Source organism: Sporosarcina gallistercoris (genome assembly GCF_014836415.1).
In the GTDB taxonomy this organism is placed as follows: Bacteria; Bacillota; Bacilli; order Bacillales_A; family Planococcaceae; genus Sporosarcina; species Sporosarcina gallistercoris.
In genome coordinates this window covers 454,075-475,065 of record NZ_JACSQY010000001.1, presented here as the reverse complement: position 1 = coordinate 475,065, position 20,991 = coordinate 454,075, and the positions used below count along the sequence as shown (strand labels likewise).

The following is a 20,991-nucleotide window of genomic DNA, read 5'->3' as shown; positions in this document are numbered from 1 at the left end:
GATGCAATGTGGTGTTGTCTGTAGTTTTCCGATGAATCTTCGAGGTTCTTGGCAGCGCTGAATGTTTTATGAGCGATTTTGTCGTCTTATGATCACTTTTTTGTGTTTATGAGCACAAAATGGGTTTTATGATCATAATTTGTGATTTATGAGCGTTTTCGACGATTTATGATCATTTTCTCAAGTTTATGAGCGAATTGGAGTATTTATGAGCACTCGCCCAGTGAAATAAGAAAACCAGCAAGGCGTGTAGCCTTACTGGTTCAATTCAAGCTTTCAATTTTCGTACGATGTCTTCATCAGGCGTAACAAAAATCGTCTTCTGCTCAAAATAAATGACAAACCCGGGTTTCGAACCATTGGGCTTTTTCACGTGTCGCACTTCAGTGAAATCGACAGGAACAGAAGCAGAGCCGCGAGCCTTGCTGAAGTAAGCCGCGAGTGTGGCAGCTTCTTGTATCGTTGCGTCGCTAGGCTCCGCGTCGTGGATCACAACGTGTGATCCTGGAATATCTTTTGTATGGAGCCAAATGTGATTGCGTGCGGCTAGCTTCGAAGTCAGCCAATCATTCTGCCGGTTGTTTTTCCCTACAGAAATTTTCACACCATCGGTCGACTGATAGGATTCAGGCATTGGCTTCTTCGGCTTCACTTTCTTCTTACCTTTCCGAGCTTTCATGAAACCGAGTTCTGCAAGTTCGTCACGGATTTCATCGATATCATCGGTAGATGCTTGCATGACTTGCTGTTTCACCATTTCAAAGTACTCGATGTCTTCGTGTGCCTTTTCCAATTGACTTGCCAGCTGAATTAATGCATTTTTTGCTTTCGTATATTTGGAAAAATAGCGTTGTGCATTATCGATTACGGATTTCCGCGGATCGAGCTGAATCGTGACAGTCGTGCCTTGCTCGTAATAGTTATCCACAACGGCTTCTTTTTGCCCTTTCTCAATGGCATAACTGTTCGCTGTAAGAAGTTCGCCGTAAAGTTGGAACGTATCAAGACGTCCCGCATCATTACGTTCTTTTTCCAGTTTTTGAACCTTCAATTTCAATTTCGCTATTTCGTTATCCAGCCACCGCTCCAAATCCGCTGCCTGCGCTTTCACTCGTTCTCTCACTGCACGAGCAAAATACACTTTGTCGAGCAACTCACCTAATGTCGGATACACAATCTCGGATTCTTGTGTAAACGTCAGCTCAGCTGCAGAAAATAATAACTTGCCGTCTTTTTCAACCGTATTCGGATGGAATGGTCCCTCTGAAAATATCTGAACGAAAGATTGATAGGTTTGAAATGCGGATTGTTCTGATGAATGAGTGAGTCGATACAGCAGTTCTTCAGCATGACCGGGCGAAAACCCTGACAGCTCCTGAACGACCGCTTTAGGCGTATCAAACGTCGGAAGCAATTGTTCAAAAACTTCTTGTGTGAGAGTAAAAGGATCCCGCTTATCTTGAGGAGGAGCCGGAATATAAGGTTGACCAGGCATGATTGTCCGATAGCTGTTCACGCTAGGTGGCAAGTGTTTCATACTATCGATGATCATTTCGCGTTCCGGATCAATCAATAAGAAGTTACTGTGACGGCCCATAATCTCAAAAATGATCGCGCGTTCCATATCGTCTCCAATTTCATTTTTCGAACGGATCGTAAACTTCAAAATCCGGTCGGTTCCTAGTTGTTCGACTGCTGTAATTGTTCCCCCTTCCAAGTGTTTTCGAAGCGTCATGCAAAACATTGGAGGTTCTTTAGGGTTCTGAATCGTTTCCTCTGTAAATTGTACGCGTGCATAGGAAGGATGTACCGAAAAAAGTAATTTTCGGTTTTGACCGCCTGCACGGATGATGAATACGGTTTCTTGTGCGTTCGGTTGGTGGATCTTTGTGATCCGCCCGCTTTCCATCATCTGTAGTTCGCGTTTCATCGCGGTTGTAAATAACCCGTCAAATGCCATGTGAATTCCTCTTTCTTTTCGTTTCCTCCATTTTAGCACTACACGCCAAACATATGGTATAATACGAATACAAACTTCGGATCGAACTGGATTAGGGCTGATTTGAATGGAGAGACTACATTAGAAGAGGGATTGCATGTTTAAACAACGAGGACTTTTGATTGTTCTTTCCGGCCCATCGGGAGTCGGAAAAGGAACTGTCCGGAAAGAGCTTTTTGCGTCTCCGGACACCAATTATGAATATTCGATATCGATGACGACACGTCAGCCAAGAGAAGGCGAAGTGGATGGCGTCGATTATTTTTTCCGTACGCGTGAAGTGTTTGAGGCACTGATTGAAGAAGGGAAACTTCTTGAACATGCGGAGTATGTCGGAAACTATTACGGGACACCACTTGACTATGTCAACGAGACACTCGATTCGGGAAGAGATGTCTTCTTGGAGATCGAAGTGGTCGGTGCTGCACAAGTACGGGAAAAAATGCCGGACGGTCTATTCATCTTCTTAGCTCCGCCAAGCCTTTCGCATTTAGAGCAACGGCTTGTCGGACGAGGGACAGAAGTTCTTGAAGTCATCGCATCACGTGTCGCAAAAGCGCGCGATGAGTTGGAGATGATGGACTTATATGATTATGTTGTGGAAAATGATGAGGTGACGAAAGCATGTGATCGCATCAATGCAATTGTTATGGCTGAGCATTGCCGTAGAGAACGTGTGGAAGAACGTTATTTAGCTATGTTGGAAGGGGAATAAAACAATGTTATATCCATCTGTTGATTCACTAAAAGAGAAAATCGATTCAAAGTACACACTTGTTTCAATCGCTGCAAAAAGAGCCCGCGAAATGCAAGAGAAGAAAGATGAACAACTGGTTTCCTACACATCCCATAAGAATGTCGGGAAAGCACTTGAAGAAGTAGCGGCTGGCATGCTTCACAAACGCAAGACGGACGCTTCCGTTGTCTACGAGGACGAAATTTAAACGTACTTGAGTTGAATACACATATGGAGGCTCCCTTAGAAAAAGTACTTTCTTTGGGAGTTTGTCATTTTCGGGGAGGATGAAGATGGTGTTAGCCAACAAAAAAGTTTTACTTTGTGTGACGGGTGGCATTGCTGTCTACAAAGCGGTAGCACTGGTTAGTAAGTTGAGTCAATCCGGGGCGCAGGTGAAAGTGGTAATGACCCGCTCTGCTATGGAATTTGTTCAGCCATTATCGTTTCAAGTGATGTCGAGGAATGACGTCTATTTCGATACGTTCGACGAAAAAGACTCGTCGGTCATCGCGCATATCGACCTTGCGGATTGGGCTGATCTCATCATTGTAGCTCCGACTACTGCGAATTTCATCGGGAAATTAGCAAATGGCATTGCAGATGATATGGCGTCTACACTCTTACTTGCAGCGACAGCTCCTATTTGGGTCGCTCCTGCGATGAATGTCCATATGTATGAGCATCCAGCGGTTCTTCGGAATATCGATCGTCTGTATCGGGACGGTGTACGATTCATCGAACCTTCCGAAGGCTTTTTAGCATGTGGGTATGTTGGAAAAGGGAGACTGGAAGAGCCTGAGCGCATTGTGGAATTAGTCCATTCTTTTTTCAATGAAAAACCGCAACTCCCGCTTACTGGAAAAAAGGTTGTTGTAACAGCAGGTCCGACATTGGAACGCATTGATCCGGTCCGGTATATTTCAAATTTCTCAAGCGGTAAGATGGGGTATGCGATGGCTCAAGCTGCCATCGAACTAGGTGCTGAAACAACTCTTATTTCAGGACCTGTTGCACTTGATCCGCCATTGGGCGTAAAACTTATCCGTGTTGAAAGTGCATCTGAAATGCTTGAAGCTGTTTTAGATCATTACACAGATGCTGATTACGTCGTGAAATCTGCGGCGGTGGCAGATTATCGGCCAAAAACATTCCATGACCAAAAAATGAAGAAAAAAGAAGGGGCCGCATCGTTGGAGTTGGAACGGACAACCGATATTTTGAAAACGTTAGGCGAGAGGAAAACTACACAACAGCTTATCGGATTTGCAGCGGAAACGACAGATGCCCTTACATATGGAAAAGGTAAGTTGGAATCGAAAAATCTCGATTGGATTATTGTCAATGATGTTACGAACCCGTCAGGTGGCTTCGGGAGTGATGTCAACGTTGTTACATTAATCTCCCGGGCAGGTGTTGAGATTCCGTTCCCAGCTATGGAGAAAAAGGAGCTTGCAAAAAAACTGCTGACAACTATTGTTCAAGAAGGACAAGATTCCCTATGATCGCCGAAGTGATCGTGGACGTCGCAGCATACCCGATAGATCGTCCATTTGACTATAAGATCCCTGAGCTGTTTGCTGGATTCGTTGAACCAGGGATGCGCGTAAAAGTCCCATTTGGTCCGCGGAAAGTAGTGGGCTATGTAATCGCTTTAAAACAAGAAAGTGACGTGGACATCAGTAAGTTAAAACCATTAGACGAACTCATCGATTTTGAGCCGATCCTATCTCCGGAATTACTCGAACTATCGGAGTGGCTTGCGACCGATACACTCGCCTATCGTATAGAAGCTCTTCAAGTCATGTTACCAGCAGCTATGCGTGCAAAGTACGAGAAATTCATCCAAGTAGAGGATCCGGATGCCATCACAGACACCGAATTCGCGAACATGTTGCGCGGCAGAGATCGGATTCCACTCAAGTTAGCGGATACGAAAGAGCTGTTGAAACAGCTGAAAAATTACGTGGATAGTGGTGCAGTCCGAGTGGATACACTCGTTAAACAACAAACGGCAGTGAAAAAGGTCCGGATGATCCATATTGCCGAATCAGAAGAATTACATCTGCTGCTAGCGTCAGTGAGCAAACAAGCGGTAAAACAGCGTATCTTGCTTGAGTGGATGATCGAGCACGCAGGTCAATCGATTGAAGCGGGGAAACTGATTGCTGAATCCGGTGTATCGTCCACCGTTTTGAAGACAATCATCGAAAAAGGGGCTGCACAAGAAAGAAAGACGGAAGTGTATCGGGAACCGGAAGCTTTCGAATTACGGGATACTGCCATTCCAAAACAGCTTACGAGCCATCAGCAACATGCAGTGGATGAAGTACTTGATGCATTCCGATCAGGTTCTGACACGACGTTCCTATTACATGGAATCACAGGAAGCGGTAAGACCGAAGTCTACTTGCGTACGATTGATGAGGTGTTATCATCCGGTCAAGAAGCAATTGTGCTTGTGCCGGAAATTTCGCTGACGCCCCAAATGACTTCCAGATTCAAAGACCGTTTCGGCGACCAAGTCGCAGTCATGCATAGCGCCCTCTCTGCAGGTGAAAAATATGATGAGTGGCGTAAAATTCATAGAAAACAAGTGAAAGTGGTCGTTGGAGCACGTTCCGCTATTTTTGCTCCGTTTGAAAAACTAGGGATCATTATTCTCGATGAAGAGCATGAGTCCACTTATAAACAGGAAGATTCTCCACGCTATCATGCTCGGGATGTCGCGATTTGGCGAGCGCAATTCAATCATTGCCCTGTTATTCTCGGGAGTGCTACCCCGGCACTTGAATCCTATGCGCGCACATCGAAAGAAGTTTACCGTCTACTCGAATTGCCTACTCGTGCAAAAGACCAAGCACTGCCGAACGTCACTATTGTCGATATGCGAGCAGAGCTGAAAGACGGAAACCGATCGATGTTTTCCGTCCCATTAGCGGAAGCGGTCCGGGATCGATTGGACAAAGGGCAACAGACAGTATTGTTTTTAAACAAACGCGGATTCTCTTCGTTTGTTTTATGCCGGGATTGCGGAACGACAATTCAATGTCCTAACTGTGATATTTCATTGACGTATCATAGGGCGTCGGAGAGTTTAAAATGTCATTACTGCGGTCATGAAGAACGAGTGCCACACGTCTGTCCGGAATGCGAAAGTGAACACATCCGTTTTTTTGGAACGGGTACCCAAAAAGCGGAAGAAGAAATCACTAAACTCTTCCCGGAAGCACGGGTCCTCCGGATGGATGTCGACACGACCCGCAAAAAAGGGTCCCATGCCCGCCTGCTTCAGAAATTCAGTGAAGGACAAGCAGACATTTTGCTTGGAACCCAAATGATTGCCAAAGGGCTCGATTTCCCGAATATCACGCTAGTTGGTGTTTTAGCGGCGGATACGACCCTCCATTTGGCAGATTTCAGAGCGGCGGAAAAAACTTTCCAATTGCTGACACAAGTGAGCGGCAGAGCGGGGCGCCATGATTTGGAAGGGGAGGTTTTCGTTCAAACGTACACTCCTGAACATTACGCGATTGAGCTTGCGAAAGCCCAAGTATATGAGCCTTTCTATCATATGGAAATGACTTCCCGGAAGCAGTTTGGCTATCCGCCATTTTTCTATATCGTCAATATTCAATTCAGCCATGAAGACTTAATGAAAGTAGTCGGGTATGCAGACAAAGCCGCTCGGTTTTTAGCGGAAGGGTTAAGTCCTGAAAGCGTCATTATCGGTCCTACAGCTTCTGCTATCAGTCGGGTGAATAATAGATATCGCTATCAATGTTTGATAAAATACAAAAAAGAACCGAAATTGACAGAGACGCTGCAAGCGCTCATCCGCTTTTACCGAACAGATTGGATAAAAGACGGATTGTTGCTATCTGTTGATAAATCACCTGTCGTTATCTATTGAATAACGATCTGAAAAGAGGAATTTGTTTGACTGTACTAGAAATTGTTAAATATCCAGCTGAAATATTAGAAACAAAAACAAAAGAAGTGACGAAATTCGACCGGGACTTACATCGGTTGTTGGACGATATGATGGAAACGATGATTGCTGCAGATGGTGTAGGGATCGCTGCGCCGCAAGTCGGACATTCCATCCGTGCTGCCATTGTGGATATAGGTGAAGGAGATCCTCCGATTGAACTGATCAATCCAGTCATTACTGCGATTGGCGGGGAAGATGTAGACTTGGAAGGATGTCTCAGCTTCCCGGATTTATATGGTGAAGTAAAGCGTCCTTTCTTTGTCCGGGTGGAAGCACAGGAACGAGATGGTTCCCTTTACGAACTGGAAGCGGAAAGCTTTGAAGCACGTGCAATTATGCATGAGATCGATCATCTGGACGGCATTTTGTTCAACACGAAAATCAGCCGGATTGTCGATGCATCGGAATTTGAGGAATTGGACGAGGAACTTGTTCAACTTGAGAAGGAAGGTGAAGGGATTGAATAAGCTTTTATTTATGGGGACACCTGATTTTTCGGCCCCGATTTTAAGAATGCTTCATGAAGAAGGCTATTCAATTGTTGGGGTTGTCACTCAACCTGACAGACCGGTTGGACGTAAGCGTGTATTGACGCCGCCTCCTGTAAAAGCGGAAGCATTGCGTCTTGGACTTCCTGTCATCCAGCCCGAAAAATTGAGAGGTTCCGCTGAATTGGAAGAGATAAAAGCACTCGCTCCGGATTTGATCGTTACAGCAGCGTTTGGCCAGATTTTGCCGAAAGAGTTGTTGGATGTTCCGAGATTGGGATGCATTAACGTCCATGCTTCCTTGCTTCCAGCTTATCGCGGTGGAGCGCCCATCCATCAAGCTATTATGGACGGATGTACCGAAACCGGTGTCACGATTATGTACATGGTGGAAAAACTCGATGCTGGTGACATCATTTCACAAGCGACAACCCCTATCTTATCAACGGATGATACAGGCACGATGTTTGAAAAGTTATCACTCATTGGTGAAAAGTTGTTGAAAGAGACATTGCCTTCTATTCTGGAAGGAACAAATGCACGTATACCACAAGATGAAGCACTTGTAACATTCGCGAAAAACATCTCTCGCGAACAGGAGAGGATCGACTGGGCACGTACAGGAACGGATATCCATAACCAAGTAAGAGGGCTTACACCGTGGCCGACAGCTTATACGACATTTGATGGTGAAAACGTGAAAATTTGGAAGACGGAAGCGGTACCAGTTGTAAAGAAAGGCGAGCCAGGCGAAATCATCGAGTTAACGAAGGATCGCATTCTCGTCAAAACAGGTGATGACACAGCGATTGCAATAACTGAGTTACAGCCTTCCGGGAAAAAACGCATGACTGCAACAGTCTTTTTGAACGGATCAGGTAGCCAGTGGAAAAAAGGAGATCTGTTCCTATGACAGCAAAGAAGAAAGACATATGGAGAGGAAACGTCCGCGATGCGGCGCTTTCCATCCTGTTAGAAGTCAGTCGTAACCAAGCATACAGTAATTTACTGCTGACACGTACGATGAAAACGTATGCCATTAAAGATCAAGATAAGCCGTTATTGACGAATTTGACATATGGTACGTTACAGCATCGTCTTACATTGGACTATTATCTGCAGCCTTTTATCAAAGGGAAACTGGATGACTGGGTACGTGAACTGCTGCGCATGTCACTCTATCAAATTGTTTACTTAACTAAAATCCCGCCACATGCAGCGGTCAATGAAGCAGTGGAAATTGCCAAGCGGCGTGGACATAAAGGGACTACAGGACTCGTGAACGGTGTTTTACGTTCGGTATTGCGCCAAGGCGTCCGTTCTATTGAAGAAGAGACGGACGAAATCAAACGACTAGCACTTGAAACGAGTCACCCTGAATGGCTCATCCGTCGTTGGATTGACCAATACGGCATGGAGGATACAGCTGAGATGGCACATGCGAATAATGTGCCCCCTACGAACACTGCCCGCATCAATACTGTACAAACAACTATTGAAAAAGCGTTGCACCAATTGAAAAGTGAAGGCGCGAAAGTTGAAATGGGTAAAGTGGTGCCTGAAGCGGTTTATTGTCACTCGGGAAATATCGCTAACACATATACGTACACAAAAGGCTGGCTCACTGTTCAAGATGAGAGTTCCATGCTTCCAGTTTACGCATTGGATGTCCATCCGGGAATGAAAGTACTCGATATGTGTGCAGCACCTGGCGGAAAAACGACACAAATTGCTGAACACTTAGGAGATACAGGGGAAGTGCATGCGCACGATCTGCATGAGCATAAGCTTGAGCTGATCGAAGAAAATGCGGAGAGGTTGGGACTCAAGTCAATTTGGACTTCAAGCGGGGATAGCCGTGAACTGAACTATACGTATGAACCGGACACATTCGACCGGATTTTAGTGGATGCTCCATGCAGCGGACTCGGTGTGATTCGCAGAAAGCCTGAAATCAAGTACAACAAAACCGAAGCGGATCTTGAATCACTGACAAAAATCCAATCGGAGCTACTGGAAACAGCTTGGTCACTCGTCAAGCCGGGCGGTAAAATTGTCTATAGCACTTGTACTGTCGATAAAACCGAAAATGACGGGGTGGTTCTTCAATTTTTAGAACGTCATCCTGAAGCTGTAAAACTAGTTCCGGAGTTTTTCGAACAAGCAGGACTTGCGACACCTAATGGAATGCTGCAAGTCTTACCACAACACTTCGGCAGTGATGGATTCTTTGCAGCGACGTTGCAAAAACCAGCGAGTATTGACTAAAACACGTACAGGGATGGGGGAAGCGCAATGCATTTCAGTGTACGAACGGACATAGGCAGGAAACGTACGTTCAACGAAGACCAAGCTGCTGTATTTGTACGGGATAACGGCTACGCGCTCGCTGTCATTGCTGACGGCATGGGTGGTCATCGAAGCGGTGATGTCGCAAGTGCCATGGCGGTACGCCTAATGGGAGAACATTTCAATGAGCTGAACGCAACGATGCCTGAATCTAAGGAATCATGGAATGCATGGCTCGATTCCATGATTCGTAAAGTGAACCAGTTGATTTTTGAGAAGGCGCAATCGTCTCCTGAACACGAAGGAATGGGAACGACGCTTGAAGCTGCAGTCATTGCAGAAGGAAATTGTTACATTGCACATGTTGGAGATAGCAGGGTCTATACAATTACTTCCGAGACGATCACTCAGCTGACTAAAGACCATTCCTACGTAAATGCACTTCTGGCAAGTGGTGAAATTACGGAAGAAGAGGCTGAAGTACACCCACAGCGAAATTGGATTATGCGGGCTGTCGGTTCTGAACGGGATATCGAACCGGAATTCTATCATGTACCTTTAACAAAAGGAGACTATCTGTTATTGTGCACAGATGGTCTAAGTAACAAAGTAGAAGCGGAAGTAATGAGGGAAATCATAGTCACTGAAAACACTCTTGACGATAAAGTGATTCAACTGATTGATCTGGCTAACACAAGAGGTGGGGAGGACAACATTACTGCGGTATTGCTTGCCTCCTCCGACCTTGGAGCTGGTGCCGTATGATCGGTAATCGAATTGGAGACCGCTATGATATCATCGGCACAATCGGTGAAGGCGGGATGTCTAAAGTATACGTAGCGCATGACGTGATTTTGAATCGGGATGTCGCGATTAAAGTTCTGAATTATGATTTTGCAAACGAAGAAGAATTGAAGCGCCGATTTCAGCGTGAAGCGCTTTCTGCTACCAGTTTGACCCATGCGAACATCGTCAATATCTTTGATGTGGGCGAAGAAGATGAGCTTCACTACCTAGTGATGGAGTATGTGAAGGGTCTGACATTGAAGCGCTTCATTTTGGAGAATGGCCCACTTGAACCTGAAAAAGCGATTCCCATCATGCTGCAGCTCGTTTCAGCCATTTCGAATGCCCATCACAATGGAATTATTCATCGTGATGTGAAGCCTCAAAATATATTGATGGATGAAGACGGGGACGTGAAGATTACAGATTTCGGAATCGCGATGGCGCTTACAGCAACCTCCCACACGAAAACGAATTCCGTACTCGGTACCGTCCATTACCTTTCGCCTGAACAAGCAAGAGGCGGGATGGCAACGAAGAAATCTGATATTTACTCGTTAGGGATCGTCTTTTATGAATTACTGACAGGGAAGCTGCCATTCTCAGCAGAATCTGCAGTGGCGATTGCGCTTAAGCATCTGCAAGAAGAAACCCCTTCGGTGAGGGCAGATTTCCCTTCGATTCCGCAATGTGTGGAAAATGTCATATTAAAAGCAACGGCAAAAGACGCAAGACATCGGTACGTATCAGCAGATGCGATGTATGATGATCTGCTGACAGTTCTCGATCCATCGCGTGCAGATGAGCCAAAGTTCGTCATCCCGTTTGATGAGGATGAGACACGCGCCCTTCCCATCATTAAAGATGCACCGAACTTACTCGATTCTGAACAAACAGTGAAAATGGAGCCGGTTCGGATAGAGCCAGATCCCGTGAAACAAGAGCCGGTCCAAAAAAAGAAAAAACGTAAAAAATGGCCGATTGTTGCAAGTCTAGCGATTTTGATCGCTGCTGCAATCGCTGTACTGTATCTCACAGGTGTGTTTGACCAACAAGTGGCTGTCCCTGACGTATTGGGGAAAGACGAAGCAGATGCAATCGCACTCCTGGAAGAAAAAGGGTTTGTTATTGACGACAAAGTACCTCAACCTTCCGAGGAGTATGAAAAAGGGGAAGTTTTCCGGACCATTCCTGAAGCGAACAAAGAACGCGATAAAGGAAGCGCAGTCAAGTTATACATCAGTACGGGAAAAGAGACAACGACGTTTAGCGACTATATAGGAAGAGACTATGATTCCATCAAAGAACGTCTGGAACCTTATAAATTCAAGTCGATTAAACCAGAAGAAGTCTATGATGATCAACCTAAAGGAACCATCTTGAGCCAAGACCCTGATCCGGATTCAGAAGTTGTTCCAAGTGAAACGGATGTGATTTTCACAGTAAGTAAAGGTCAAGAGACGAGAACTTTGGAAAGTTTGATTGGCTATACGGATGATCAGTTGACTCGGTACGCACGTTCTTCAGGTTTCAATATTACAGTTGTGAAAAAGAGGAATTCGGATACGATTCCCGCAGGGCAAGTTATGAAACAGGAACCTACTGCCGGCCAGTCGTTGCCTATCGGATCTGAAGTTAATGTGACGATATCAAAAGGTCCAGCTCAAAAGCGTGTTAAACTTTTTGTGAAGCGTGTCAAGATACCTTATGAAGTGATGGAAGACGATGGTTCTTCTGGTGATGGGGAAGAAGATAGAGTTCCTCAAACTGTTCGCATCTACATCCAAGACCGCGAAAATTCCATGACCGATCCTATCAAGGAATTTGACATAACTGAGGACGCTGAGGAGCAAATTACAGTAGAACTGGAAGAAGGTCAACGAGGCGGTTATAAAATCCTCCGAGGAACAACAATCATCGAAGAAAAGACGTTCGACTACAAAGATATTCAATAAGGATGGGGATAGGATGCCGGAAGGTCAAATTCGAAAAGCGATTAGCGGGTTTTATTATGTAAAGTATGATGGTGGGACAGTGCGTTGCAGAGGAAGAGGCGTATTTAGAAAGCGGAAAATCACTCCGCTTGTAGGGGACTGGGTAACCTACGTCCAAGAAGGTGAAGAAGATGCGACGATTACTGAAGTTCATCCAAGGAAAAATGAATTGGTCCGTCCGCCTGTCTCCAATATCGACTTGGCGCTGCTCGCGGTTTCAATTGTAGAGCCGACGTTCAGCTCCAACTTGCTGGATCGCTTTCTTGTCCTGGTCGAGTCCCATTATATTAAGCCAGTCATCTGCTTAACGAAGAAGGATAAGGCGAACGAAGCGGAACTCCAGGCTGCAGAGGAAGCTGCGGCGTATTACCGATCGATTGGTTACTCCGTCCTAATGACTGCGATTGACGAACCTGGCCTTCTTGAGAAATTGCGTCCTCATCTAGAGGGGAATACTACGGTTCTTGCGGGGCAGTCGGGGGTTGGCAAGTCGACATTGCTCAATACGCTTTTACCGAATCTGTCACTTGAGACCGGTGAAATTTCAGAGTCTCTCGGACGCGGTAAGCATACGACACGCCATGTTGAATTACATGAAGTGGCAGGTGGATTGGTTGCAGATACACCGGGATTTAGTTCTTTGGAGTTCGATACTCTTGAAAAACAGGAATTAGGCAGCTGTTTTCCTGAGTTTCTCGAAGCATCTGAACAATGTAAATTCAGAGGATGTCTGCATTTGAAAGAACCTTCGTGTGAAGTGAAAAGACTAGTGGAATCAGGCGAGATCATTCAAAGCCGTTACCATCATTATTTGCAATTCTTACAGGAAATAACTGACAGAAAGCCGAGGTATTGAGGAGTATGATTAAACTAGCACCTTCTATCCTATCAGCCGATTTTGCAAAGCTCGGACAAGAAATCAAAGAAGTGGAACACGGAGGCGCGGATTGGATCCACGTCGATGTGATGGATGGTCATTTTGTCCCGAATATCACAATCGGACCATTGATTGTTGAAGCGATCCGCCCTGTTACCACGTTGCCATTGGATGTCCACTTAATGATCGAAGAGCCGGACCGGTACATTGAACAATTTGCCAAGGCAGGAGCAGATTATATTACGGTGCATGTTGAGGCATGTCGTCATCTCCATAGAACGATTCAGCTGATCCGTTCTCATGGTGTGAAACCCGGCGTTGTTTTAAATCCGCATACTCCTGTCGAAACGATCCTCCACATACTAGAAGATATCGACCTTGTTCTATTCATGACGGTGAACCCTGGTTTCGGCGGACAGAAATTCATCTCTTCTGTTGTTCCAAAGGTCCAGCAGCTGTCGGACATTATTAAAGAGCGCAACTTGTCCATCGAGATCGAAATAGATGGCGGAATAACACCTGACACGATTGGTGTGTGTGTTGAGGCAGGTGCTACTGTATTTGTTGCAGGTTCAGCGGTTTATAATCAGGAAGACCGAGCTGCAGCAATCAGAAACATCCGAGATGCGGGTGAAAAGGCGCTAGTCAAGTGAAAACGATTATAATATGTGCGGGGGGGCCAGAGGAAGAAATTATCCCTCTGGCTCTCTTTTCAGATGAAGACACACAGTTCATAGGTGCTGATCGAGGCGCACTCCACCTACTCGATGCAGGAATCGTTCCACTGGCGGCGGTTGGAGACTTCGATTCCATAAGTGAAGAGGAAATGAAGAAAATCGAATCGACAGGCTGTTTCGTCGAAAGAAGGTCTTCAGAAAAAGACGAGACCGATACAGAACTGGCATTAAATCTTGCGTATTCTTGGAGTCCGGAGAGGATTATATTGACTGGGGTGACAGGCGGACGTCTCGACCATATGTTTTCTGCAGTCCAACTCCTTGTTCGCAATGCAGGGGATCATAAATCGACGCAATTGATCCTGGCGAACAGACAAAATGAACTGATACTTCTGCGGGAAGGGATCTATCATTTCGAAAAGAATGCGCAGTTTCCTTATCTATCGTTTTATAGTATGACAGAAGAAGTGAAGGATCTTACGCTGACAGGAGTGAAGTATGAAGTCTTTTCTGAAGATCTACGTCTTGGAGATACTCGCTTCACGAGTAACGAGATTGTTGCACCATCTTGTACTATCTCCATGCAAGCGGGCATATGTTTAATGGTAAGGAGCTCAGATTCCTGAAAGGAGTGGGGAGTTGCGGATTTATACATTTACCTTGCCTAAGTTTGTAAGTGGAATTGTACGAAAGTGCATGGTCGTTTTTTCTAAGGAGGATACAGCGAAAGCGAAATCTTCCACTGCAGCAGCATCGAAAAAACGAAAAAAGCGACAAGAAAAAACGTCAGGCTGAACTTCAGCCTGACGTTTTTGTTGGTTGCGGTCTATTATACGCGTTGAACTTTACCTGATTTAAGTGCGCGGGCAGAAACCCAAACACGCTTCGGCTTGCCGTTTACAAGAATACGGACTTTTTGAAGGTTCGCACCCCAAGTACGTTTGCTAGAGTTCATTGCGTGGGAACGATTATTCCCTGCACGTGCTTTGCGACCAGTAATTACACATTCCTTAGCCATTTTATAACCTCCTCGCGAATGATGATTAAGCGTTTCACTTATAATTCGCATACTAGATTAATTTATCATATCCGTCTATCCCATGCAAGCTTTTTTCTCTGTTCTCTCAAGCAATTTTCCTTTACACGTTAAAGAAAACGCTTGCTTTCTTTTCATATAGGCTTGTATATAGTACAATGTGAACAGTGAAACTGGATTCAGGAGGGATAACGGCATGTCAATTCAAATTGCAAATGATTATGGGAAAATTGATATAACGAATGAGACAATCGCCCGGATCGTCGGTGAAGCTACAATTGAATGCTACGGAGTTGTGGGAATGGCTTCCAGGCATCAAATTCGGGACGGACTGACGGAAATTCTGAGAAAAGAGAACTTCAGCAGAGGTGTCATCGTAAGTAACGTTGGTGCTGACACACAAATCGATCTGTATATTATTGTCGGATACGGGACAAAGATCACTGAAGTTGCCTACCAAGTACAATCCAAAGTACAGTATACACTTAAAAAAACACTCGGGATGAAAGTTGGTTCCGTCAATATTTATGTACAGGGCGTTCGTGTGACGAACCTGTGAAGGAGGAACACAGTTCAATGAAGTCGATGGATGGACTACAGTTTGCAGAGATGGTATCGATGGGCGCATACCATCTTAAACAAAATGCGGATTACGTGGATTCCCTGAATGTCTTCCCGGTACCAGATGGAGATACGGGAACAAATATGAATTTATCAATGACTTCAGGTGCGAAAGAGACGGCAGCGAACGTTTCTGCTCACCTTGGCAAGACTTCTCAAGCATTATCCAAAGGACTCTTAATGGGTGCCCGTGGAAATTCAGGTGTGATTTTATCACAATTGTTCCGTGGCTTTGGTAAATCAGTTGAAGAAAAAGAGACGTTATCGGCAAGCGAATTCGCAGAAGCGCTCCAGTATGGTGTGCAAACGGCTTATAAAGCGGTCATGAAGCCTGTGGAAGGTACGATTCTGACTGTAGCGAAAGATGCGGCAGCTGTCGCAGTAGAAACGGCAAACACAGAAACGGACCTCATTCAGTTAATGGAAGCGGTCCTTACAGAGGCAAAAGCTTCGCTGAAAAGAACTCCTGATCTATTGCCGGTCTTGAAAGAGGTTGGCGTTGTGGATAGCGGCGGACAAGGCCTCGTTTACGTTTATGAAGGATTTTTGGCTTGTCTTAAAGGTGAAGAGTTGCCGGAACGTACGGTTGTCCAGTCAATGGACGAATTGGTAAATGCAGAACACCATCGAAATGTTCAAGGGTTCATGGACACTGCAGATATCGAGTTCGGATATTGCACGGAGTTCATGGTTCGATTTGAAGACGACAAAACGAAATCCCATCCTTTCGATGAAAATGATTTCAGATTGCAATTGAATGAAATGGGTGACTCCTTACTAGTCATCTCTGATGAGGAGATTGCGAAAGTACATATCCACACAGAAAACCCAGGGAATGCATTATCTTGCGGTCAACAGTATGGTTCCCTCATCAACATTAAAATCGAGAACATGCGTCAGCAGCACATGGACATCGTTGGGGACCAATCGTCGCGCAAAAACACAACCATTAAGAAAGTGCCTTATGCAATCGTAACGGTTGCGATGGGTGAAGGGATTGCGGAATTGCTGAGAAGTATCGGTGCTTCCTACGTAATTGAAGGCGGACAAACGATGAACCCTTCCACTGAAGATATCGTCAAGGCGATCCAGGAAGTGGGAGCTGAACGCGTTCTGATCTTGCCGAACAATAAGAATATCGTGTTAGCTGCTGAACAGGCGGCTGAAGTGATTGGAATTGAAGCGGCAGTCGTTCCCACGAAGTCAGTACCTGAAGGACTCGCTGCCATTTTAGCGTTTAATCCTGAAGCGGACGTGACAGTGAACGCGAAATCCATGAACACAGCAGCATCTGTCGTGAAAACCGGCCAGGTGACAACTGCAGTGCGTGATACATCCATTGATGGTATTGCGATCCATACAGATGATTACATGGCAATCTCGAATGGAAAGATTAAGGTATCTACTCCATCTTTGGAGACGACAATGAAGTCATTGATTGACGATCTGATTACAGAAGATGATGAAATCGTGACGGTCATTTATGGTGAAGGCGTTTCTCAACAAGATGCAGAACAGATGGTTGCTTATATTGAAGGGCAGTTCGAACATGTCGAAATTGAATTGTATAACGGGAAACAACCGTTATATCCTTATATTTTATCAGTGGAATAACAGCACATGTAAAGCGTCACGGCTCCTAGTCGTTGGCGCTTTTTGTCTGTTTTGTCGACAGCTATGAATTTTGTTTTCTAGCGACTGTTCGTGTAGAATGAATACTAGGAAAATGGGCAAAAGGGGGAGTTATTGTTGAAATTCAGATCCGTTTTTGAAATTATCGGACCCGTCATGATTGGTCCTTCATCTTCACATACAGCTGGTGCTGCACGTATTGGACTTGTAGCGAGAGATTTGTTCGGGCGTCAACCTGAATGGGCAAGGATTCACTTATATGGTTCGTTTGCAGAAACCTATAAAGGCCACGGCACTGATGTTGCGATTATCGGTGGACTTCTTGGATATGATACATTCGACGAGAGAATCCGTACGGCCTTCGAGGATGCGGAAAAGCTTGGCATGACTTTTGAGTTCATCGCTGAAGAAGAAGAGATGGATCATCCGAATACTGCAAGGCTAGTTATTGGAGATAAAGAAGGTGACATGGAACTGATCGGAATCTCAATTGGCGGCGGCACGATGGAAGTTGTCGAACTGAACGGTTTTCCGCTTCGCTTATCTGGTCATTTCCCGGCATTACTTGTTGTCCATGATGACCGTGCGGGCGTAATTGCGAATGTATCGAACGCAATTGCTGCACAAGATATGAATATTGCGCACATGGAAGTCGGACGTAAAGAAAAAGGCGAAATGGCGCTCATGGTCATCGAGGTCGATCAAGTCGTCAACGATGAACTGATTGAAGAATTGAGAGCACTTCCAAACGTCACACAAGTATCGACATTGGCGAACTAAGGGGGCAACTAAAATGGATATTTTGTTTTCAAATGTGAAAGAACTAGTAGCGATTGCTGAAAAAGAACAACAACCGATTTCCGAAATTATGATTCGTCAAGAAATGCTATTAACTCGTAAATCGCGTGAAGATATTGTGGCACAAATGGAGAACAACTTAGCAGTGATGGAAAAGTCTGTGGAAGATGGATTGAAAGGTGTCCACTCTCCGTCTGGTTTGACAGGCGGCGATGCAGTGCTGATCCAAAATTATATGAAAACAGGCAAATCTTTATCCGGGGAACTTTTACTGGATGCAGTCAGTAAAGCGGTTGCAACGAATGAAGTGAATGCTGCGATGGGGTTGATATGCGCTACTCCAACCGCGGGTGCTGCAGGGATTGTGCCTGGTACGTTATTCGCTGTGAAAAACAAATTGAATCCGACACATGAACAGATGGTCAATTATTTGTTTACAACAGGTGCATTCGGCTTTATCGTTGCGAATAATGCTTCCATTTCCGGTGCTGCAGGAGGGTGTCAAGCGGAGACGGGTTCTGCTGCATCGATGGCGGCAGCGGCGATTGTCGAAATGGCTGGAGGGACGCCACAGCAAAGTGCGGAAGCTTTTTCAATCGTCATGAAAAATATGCTCGGTCTCGTCTGCGATCCGGTCGCAGGGCTCGTCGAGGTGCCGTGCGTAAAACGTAATGCAATGGGTGCAGCAAAGGCACTTGTAGGTGCGGATATGGCACTTGCTGGTGTTATCAGTGTCATCCCGACCGACGAAGTCATAGAAGCGATGCACAAAATCGGTCAATCGATGCCATCTGCTTTGCGAGAAACTGCTAAAGGCGGACTCGCTGCTACCCCTACAGGCAAAGCATTGGAAGCGAAAATCTTCGGTAAGGATAAGGAAACACGTGACCCGGTCACTAAGTGAACCCGTTACCACCCTGAAAGGGATTGGCAAGTCAGCTGGCGAGCAGCTGGAGAAATTAGGTGTTGGAACAATTGAAGAGTTAGTTATGATGTTTCCGTACAGGCATGAGGATTTCAGGCTGAAAGATCTGTCTGAAACTCCCCATGAGGAGCGTGTAACGATAGAAGGACGGGTGGAGAGTGTTCCATCCGTCCTGTTTACCGGGAAGAAACGTTCACGCTTACAAGTACAGTTGTTAGTCGGAAACCACCTTGTCAAAGCGGTTTTTTTCAACCAGCACTATTTGAAAGATCGGATGAATCCAGGACAGATCGTGACTATAACAGGAAAATGGGATCGAGGAAGACAGCTCATTAATGTGAGCAATTTTAAAGAGGGCCCGAAAATCGGGCAGGCAGACTTTGAACCGGTTTACAGTTTGAAAGGTGTGGTCAAGCAGCCGACGTTCCGCCGATGGATGAGGACAGCACTGGATGAAGTGGTGCATGAAATTCCGGAAACGTTGCCTTTACGGCTGCTTGACTCTTATAAACTTCCAGCAATAGCGGAGACACTCGAGATGGTTCACTTTCCAAACAGTCCAGAAGATGTGAAACAGGCACGACGCCGTGTCGTCTATGAAGAGTTACTGCACTTTCAGCTGAAAATGGCTGCACTCAAAAAAGTACGTAAAGCTGCGGGAAAAGGTACAACGATCATGTATGATCTGGATAAATTAAAGCAATTCATCGCAAGTCTGCCTTTTGAGCTGACAGGGGCTCAAAAAAGAGTGGTCAATGAGTTATGTGCTGAGCTGAAAAGTCCGCTGCGCATGAATCGTCTGCTCCAAGGAGATGTAGGTTCCGGAAAGACGGTAGTAGCCGCCATTGCGCTATACGCCGCCATCACGGCAGGTTTCCAAGGGGCTCTCATGGCTCCGACAGAAATTCTGGCGGAACAGCATGCTGAGACATTGGCCAGCTGGCTCGAGCCGGTGGGCGTAACGGTTGCGTTCTTATCCGGATCTACGAAAGGGAAAGCACGACGTGATATCGTCGCCCGGCTTGAAAGTGGTGAAATCGATTTACTGATCGGGACGCATGCACTCATTCAGCCAGATGTGAATTTCCACAAGCTCGGTCTGGTCATCACGGATGAGCAACACCGTTTTGGGGTAGAGCAACGCCGGGTTCTGCGTGACAAAGGGGAAAGTCCTGATGTGCTCTTTATGACCGCAACACCGATACCGAGGACGCTGGCAATTACTGTTTTTGGTGAAATGGATGTGTCCTTGCTTGATGAAATGCCGGCAGGACGAAAAGAGATTGAAACCCATTGGTTGAAAGAAGATTCACTCGCTCCAGTTCTGCGTCGAATGGAAAAAGAGTTGCAAGCGGGCAGACAAGCATATGTCATTTGTCCGCTCATTGAAGAATCCGATACGTTGGATGTTCAGAACGCTGTTGACGTCTTCGGACAGCTTTCGACGTATTTCGCAGGTCGGTTCACTGTAGGGCTGATGCACGGAAGACTTCATTCCGATGAAAAAGATGAAGTCATGCGTGATTTCAGTGAAGGTAAAATAGACTGTCTCGTGTCGACAACGGTTGTCGAAGTCGGGGTGAACGTACCGAATGCGACATTTATGCTGATCTATGACGCGACACGCTTCGGTCTTGCTCAGCTCCATCAATTGAGAGGTCGGGTCGGTCGTGGTGCGGACCAGTCGTATTGTGTGCTGCTGGCGGATCCGAAGACAGAAGAAGGTAAAGAGCGTATGATGACGATGGCGGAAACGAATGATGGGTTTTTATTGGCTGAAAAAGATCTGGAACTCCGTGGTTCTGGTGATTTTTTCGGGAAGAAGCAAAGCGGATTGCCTGAATTTAAAATGGCGGATCTGATTCATGATTATCGTGCACTGGAAACGGCTCGGCAAGATGCTGAACAGCTGCTTGAAATGGAATCATTTTGGACAGATTCTGATTATAAGAGTCTCCGAACGACTGTCGAAGAATCAGGAGTGCTGCAAAATGAACGGATTGATTGACAATTGAAGATAATTTTCATTTTTGAGAGTTGTCTGATAGCAGGCTAATAAGAATGCAAAGGGCATGTCCCCTCTTGCATTCTTTTTTTTATCTTTATATACTGTTACTAATACCAAGTGCTAAACGTGAG

General features: G+C 45.6%; 20 protein-coding genes. 18 read left to right on the top strand and 2 right to left on the bottom strand.

Annotated elements, in window-relative coordinates:
• Positions 1 to 268: 268 nt before the first annotated feature.
• Positions 269 to 1,960, bottom strand: coding sequence for an Rqc2 family fibronectin-binding protein (locus H9659_RS02400; RefSeq protein WP_191688337.1), 1,692 nt, complete (start codon positions 1,958 to 1,960; stop codon positions 269 to 271).
• A 136-nt stretch (positions 1,961 to 2,096) separates the two neighbouring features.
• Between H9659_RS02400 and gmk the strand changes: the two genes are divergently transcribed.
• From gmk to spoVM, 13 genes are all read left to right on the top strand, one after another.
• Positions 2,097 to 2,714, top strand: a complete 618-nt coding sequence (gene gmk / locus H9659_RS02395) for a guanylate kinase (protein WP_191688336.1) — start codon at positions 2,097 to 2,099, stop codon at positions 2,712 to 2,714.
• Positions 2,715 to 2,718: 4 nt separating this feature from the next.
• Positions 2,719 to 2,943: a DNA-directed RNA polymerase subunit omega gene (gene rpoZ / locus H9659_RS02390; protein WP_191688335.1), complete on the top strand. Its 225-nt coding sequence runs from the start codon at positions 2,719 to 2,721 to the stop codon at positions 2,941 to 2,943.
• Between the two features lie 88 nt (positions 2,944 to 3,031).
• Positions 3,032 to 4,240 (top strand): bifunctional phosphopantothenoylcysteine decarboxylase/phosphopantothenate--cysteine ligase CoaBC, encoded by a 1,209-nt coding sequence (gene coaBC / locus H9659_RS02385; RefSeq protein WP_191688527.1) that lies wholly within the window; start codon positions 3,032 to 3,034, stop codon positions 4,238 to 4,240.
• On the top strand, positions 4,237 to 6,648 hold the full coding sequence (gene priA / locus H9659_RS02380) for a primosomal protein N' (protein WP_191688334.1): 2,412 nt from the start codon (positions 4,237 to 4,239) through the stop codon (positions 6,646 to 6,648). Before coaBC ends, priA begins: the two co-directional genes overlap by 4 nt.
• A 26-nt stretch (positions 6,649 to 6,674) precedes the next feature.
• A complete protein-coding gene (def, locus tag H9659_RS02375) occupies positions 6,675 to 7,196 on the top strand; it encodes a peptide deformylase (RefSeq protein WP_191688333.1) in 522 nt (173 codons plus the stop codon).
• The gene (fmt, locus tag H9659_RS02370) at positions 7,189 to 8,130 is read left to right on the top strand and encodes a methionyl-tRNA formyltransferase (protein WP_191688332.1); all 942 of its coding nucleotides are present in this window, start codon (positions 7,189 to 7,191) and stop codon (positions 8,128 to 8,130) included. Before def ends, fmt begins: the two co-directional genes overlap by 8 nt.
• Positions 8,127 to 9,485 (top strand): 16S rRNA (cytosine(967)-C(5))-methyltransferase RsmB, encoded by a 1,359-nt coding sequence (gene rsmB, locus H9659_RS02365; RefSeq protein ID WP_191688331.1) that lies wholly within the window; start codon positions 8,127 to 8,129, stop codon positions 9,483 to 9,485. Before fmt ends, rsmB begins: the two co-directional genes overlap by 4 nt.
• Positions 9,486 to 9,512: 27 nt before the next feature.
• A complete protein-coding gene (locus tag H9659_RS02360; protein WP_191688330.1) occupies positions 9,513 to 10,271 on the top strand; it encodes a Stp1/IreP family PP2C-type Ser/Thr phosphatase in 759 nt (252 codons plus the stop codon).
• Positions 10,268 to 12,247, top strand: coding sequence for a Stk1 family PASTA domain-containing Ser/Thr kinase (gene pknB, locus H9659_RS02355; RefSeq protein WP_191688329.1), 1,980 nt, complete (start codon positions 10,268 to 10,270; stop codon positions 12,245 to 12,247). Before H9659_RS02360 ends, pknB begins: the two co-directional genes overlap by 4 nt.
• A 13-nt stretch (positions 12,248 to 12,260) precedes the next feature.
• The gene (rsgA, locus tag H9659_RS02350; protein ID WP_191688328.1) at positions 12,261 to 13,142 is read left to right on the top strand and encodes a ribosome small subunit-dependent GTPase A; all 882 of its coding nucleotides are present in this window, start codon (positions 12,261 to 12,263) and stop codon (positions 13,140 to 13,142) included.
• Positions 13,143 to 13,147: 5 nt separating this feature from the next.
• Positions 13,148 to 13,816: a ribulose-phosphate 3-epimerase gene (gene rpe / locus H9659_RS02345; RefSeq protein WP_191688327.1), complete on the top strand. Its 669-nt coding sequence runs from the start codon at positions 13,148 to 13,150 to the stop codon at positions 13,814 to 13,816.
• Entirely contained in the window at positions 13,813 to 14,466 is a 654-nt protein-coding gene (locus H9659_RS02340) for a thiamine diphosphokinase (protein ID WP_191688326.1), read from the top strand. The genes rpe and H9659_RS02340 overlap by 4 nt, the downstream gene beginning before the upstream one ends.
• 13 nt (positions 14,467 to 14,479) lie before the next feature.
• Positions 14,480 to 14,635, top strand: a complete 156-nt coding sequence (spoVM, locus tag H9659_RS02335; protein ID WP_191688325.1) for a stage V sporulation protein SpoVM — start codon at positions 14,480 to 14,482, stop codon at positions 14,633 to 14,635.
• A gap of 34 nt (positions 14,636 to 14,669) precedes the next feature.
• On the opposite strand, the gene rpmB is transcribed toward spoVM, so the two are convergent.
• On the bottom strand, positions 14,670 to 14,858 hold the full coding sequence (gene rpmB / locus H9659_RS02330; RefSeq protein ID WP_025785101.1) for a 50S ribosomal protein L28: 189 nt from the start codon (positions 14,856 to 14,858) through the stop codon (positions 14,670 to 14,672).
• 214 nt (positions 14,859 to 15,072) lie between these two features.
• Here rpmB and H9659_RS02325 point away from each other — a divergent pair, with 214 nt between their 5' ends.
• The 5 genes from H9659_RS02325 (at position 15,073) to recG (ending at position 20,860) form a co-directional block, all read left to right on the top strand.
• Positions 15,073 to 15,435, top strand: coding sequence for an Asp23/Gls24 family envelope stress response protein (locus tag H9659_RS02325; RefSeq protein ID WP_191688324.1), 363 nt, complete (start codon positions 15,073 to 15,075; stop codon positions 15,433 to 15,435).
• A 17-nt stretch (positions 15,436 to 15,452) separates the two neighbouring features.
• Entirely contained in the window at positions 15,453 to 17,111 is a 1,659-nt protein-coding gene (locus tag H9659_RS02320) for a DAK2 domain-containing protein (protein WP_191688323.1), read from the top strand.
• A gap of 135 nt (positions 17,112 to 17,246) precedes the next feature.
• Positions 17,247 to 17,909, top strand: coding sequence for an L-serine ammonia-lyase, iron-sulfur-dependent subunit beta (gene sdaAB, locus H9659_RS02315; RefSeq protein WP_191688322.1), 663 nt, complete (start codon positions 17,247 to 17,249; stop codon positions 17,907 to 17,909).
• A 13-nt stretch (positions 17,910 to 17,922) separates the two neighbouring features.
• The gene (sdaAA, locus tag H9659_RS02310) at positions 17,923 to 18,831 is read left to right on the top strand and encodes an L-serine ammonia-lyase, iron-sulfur-dependent, subunit alpha (RefSeq protein ID WP_191688321.1); all 909 of its coding nucleotides are present in this window, start codon (positions 17,923 to 17,925) and stop codon (positions 18,829 to 18,831) included.
• Positions 18,812 to 20,860, top strand: coding sequence for an ATP-dependent DNA helicase RecG (recG, locus tag H9659_RS02305; protein ID WP_318240674.1), 2,049 nt, complete (start codon positions 18,812 to 18,814; stop codon positions 20,858 to 20,860). The genes sdaAA and recG overlap by 20 nt, the downstream gene beginning before the upstream one ends.
• The last annotated feature ends 131 nt before the right edge of the window (positions 20,861 to 20,991 follow it).

Coding starts and splice junctions, on each gene's coding strand:
- H9659_RS02325 (WP_191688324.1), top strand. CDS start 15,073: ATGTCAATTCAAATTGCAAATGATTATGGGAAAATTGATATAACGAAT.
- H9659_RS02400 (WP_191688337.1), bottom strand. CDS start 1,960: ATGGCATTTGACGGGTTATTTACAACCGCGATGAAACGCGAACTACAG.
- H9659_RS02320 (WP_191688323.1), top strand. CDS start 15,453: ATGAAGTCGATGGATGGACTACAGTTTGCAGAGATGGTATCGATGGGC.
- rsmB (WP_191688331.1), top strand. CDS start 8,127: ATGACAGCAAAGAAGAAAGACATATGGAGAGGAAACGTCCGCGATGCG.
- priA (WP_191688334.1), top strand. CDS start 4,237: ATGATCGCCGAAGTGATCGTGGACGTCGCAGCATACCCGATAGATCGT.
- rsgA (WP_191688328.1), top strand. CDS start 12,261: ATGCCGGAAGGTCAAATTCGAAAAGCGATTAGCGGGTTTTATTATGTA.
- H9659_RS02360 (WP_191688330.1), top strand. CDS start 9,513: ATGCATTTCAGTGTACGAACGGACATAGGCAGGAAACGTACGTTCAAC.
- sdaAA (WP_191688321.1), top strand. CDS start 17,923: ATGGATATTTTGTTTTCAAATGTGAAAGAACTAGTAGCGATTGCTGAA.
- pknB (WP_191688329.1), top strand. CDS start 10,268: ATGATCGGTAATCGAATTGGAGACCGCTATGATATCATCGGCACAATC.
- rpmB (WP_025785101.1), bottom strand. CDS start 14,858: ATGGCTAAGGAATGTGTAATTACTGGTCGCAAAGCACGTGCAGGGAAT.
- gmk (WP_191688336.1), top strand. CDS start 2,097: ATGTTTAAACAACGAGGACTTTTGATTGTTCTTTCCGGCCCATCGGGA.
- rpoZ (WP_191688335.1), top strand. CDS start 2,719: ATGTTATATCCATCTGTTGATTCACTAAAAGAGAAAATCGATTCAAAG.
- rpe (WP_191688327.1), top strand. CDS start 13,148: ATGATTAAACTAGCACCTTCTATCCTATCAGCCGATTTTGCAAAGCTC.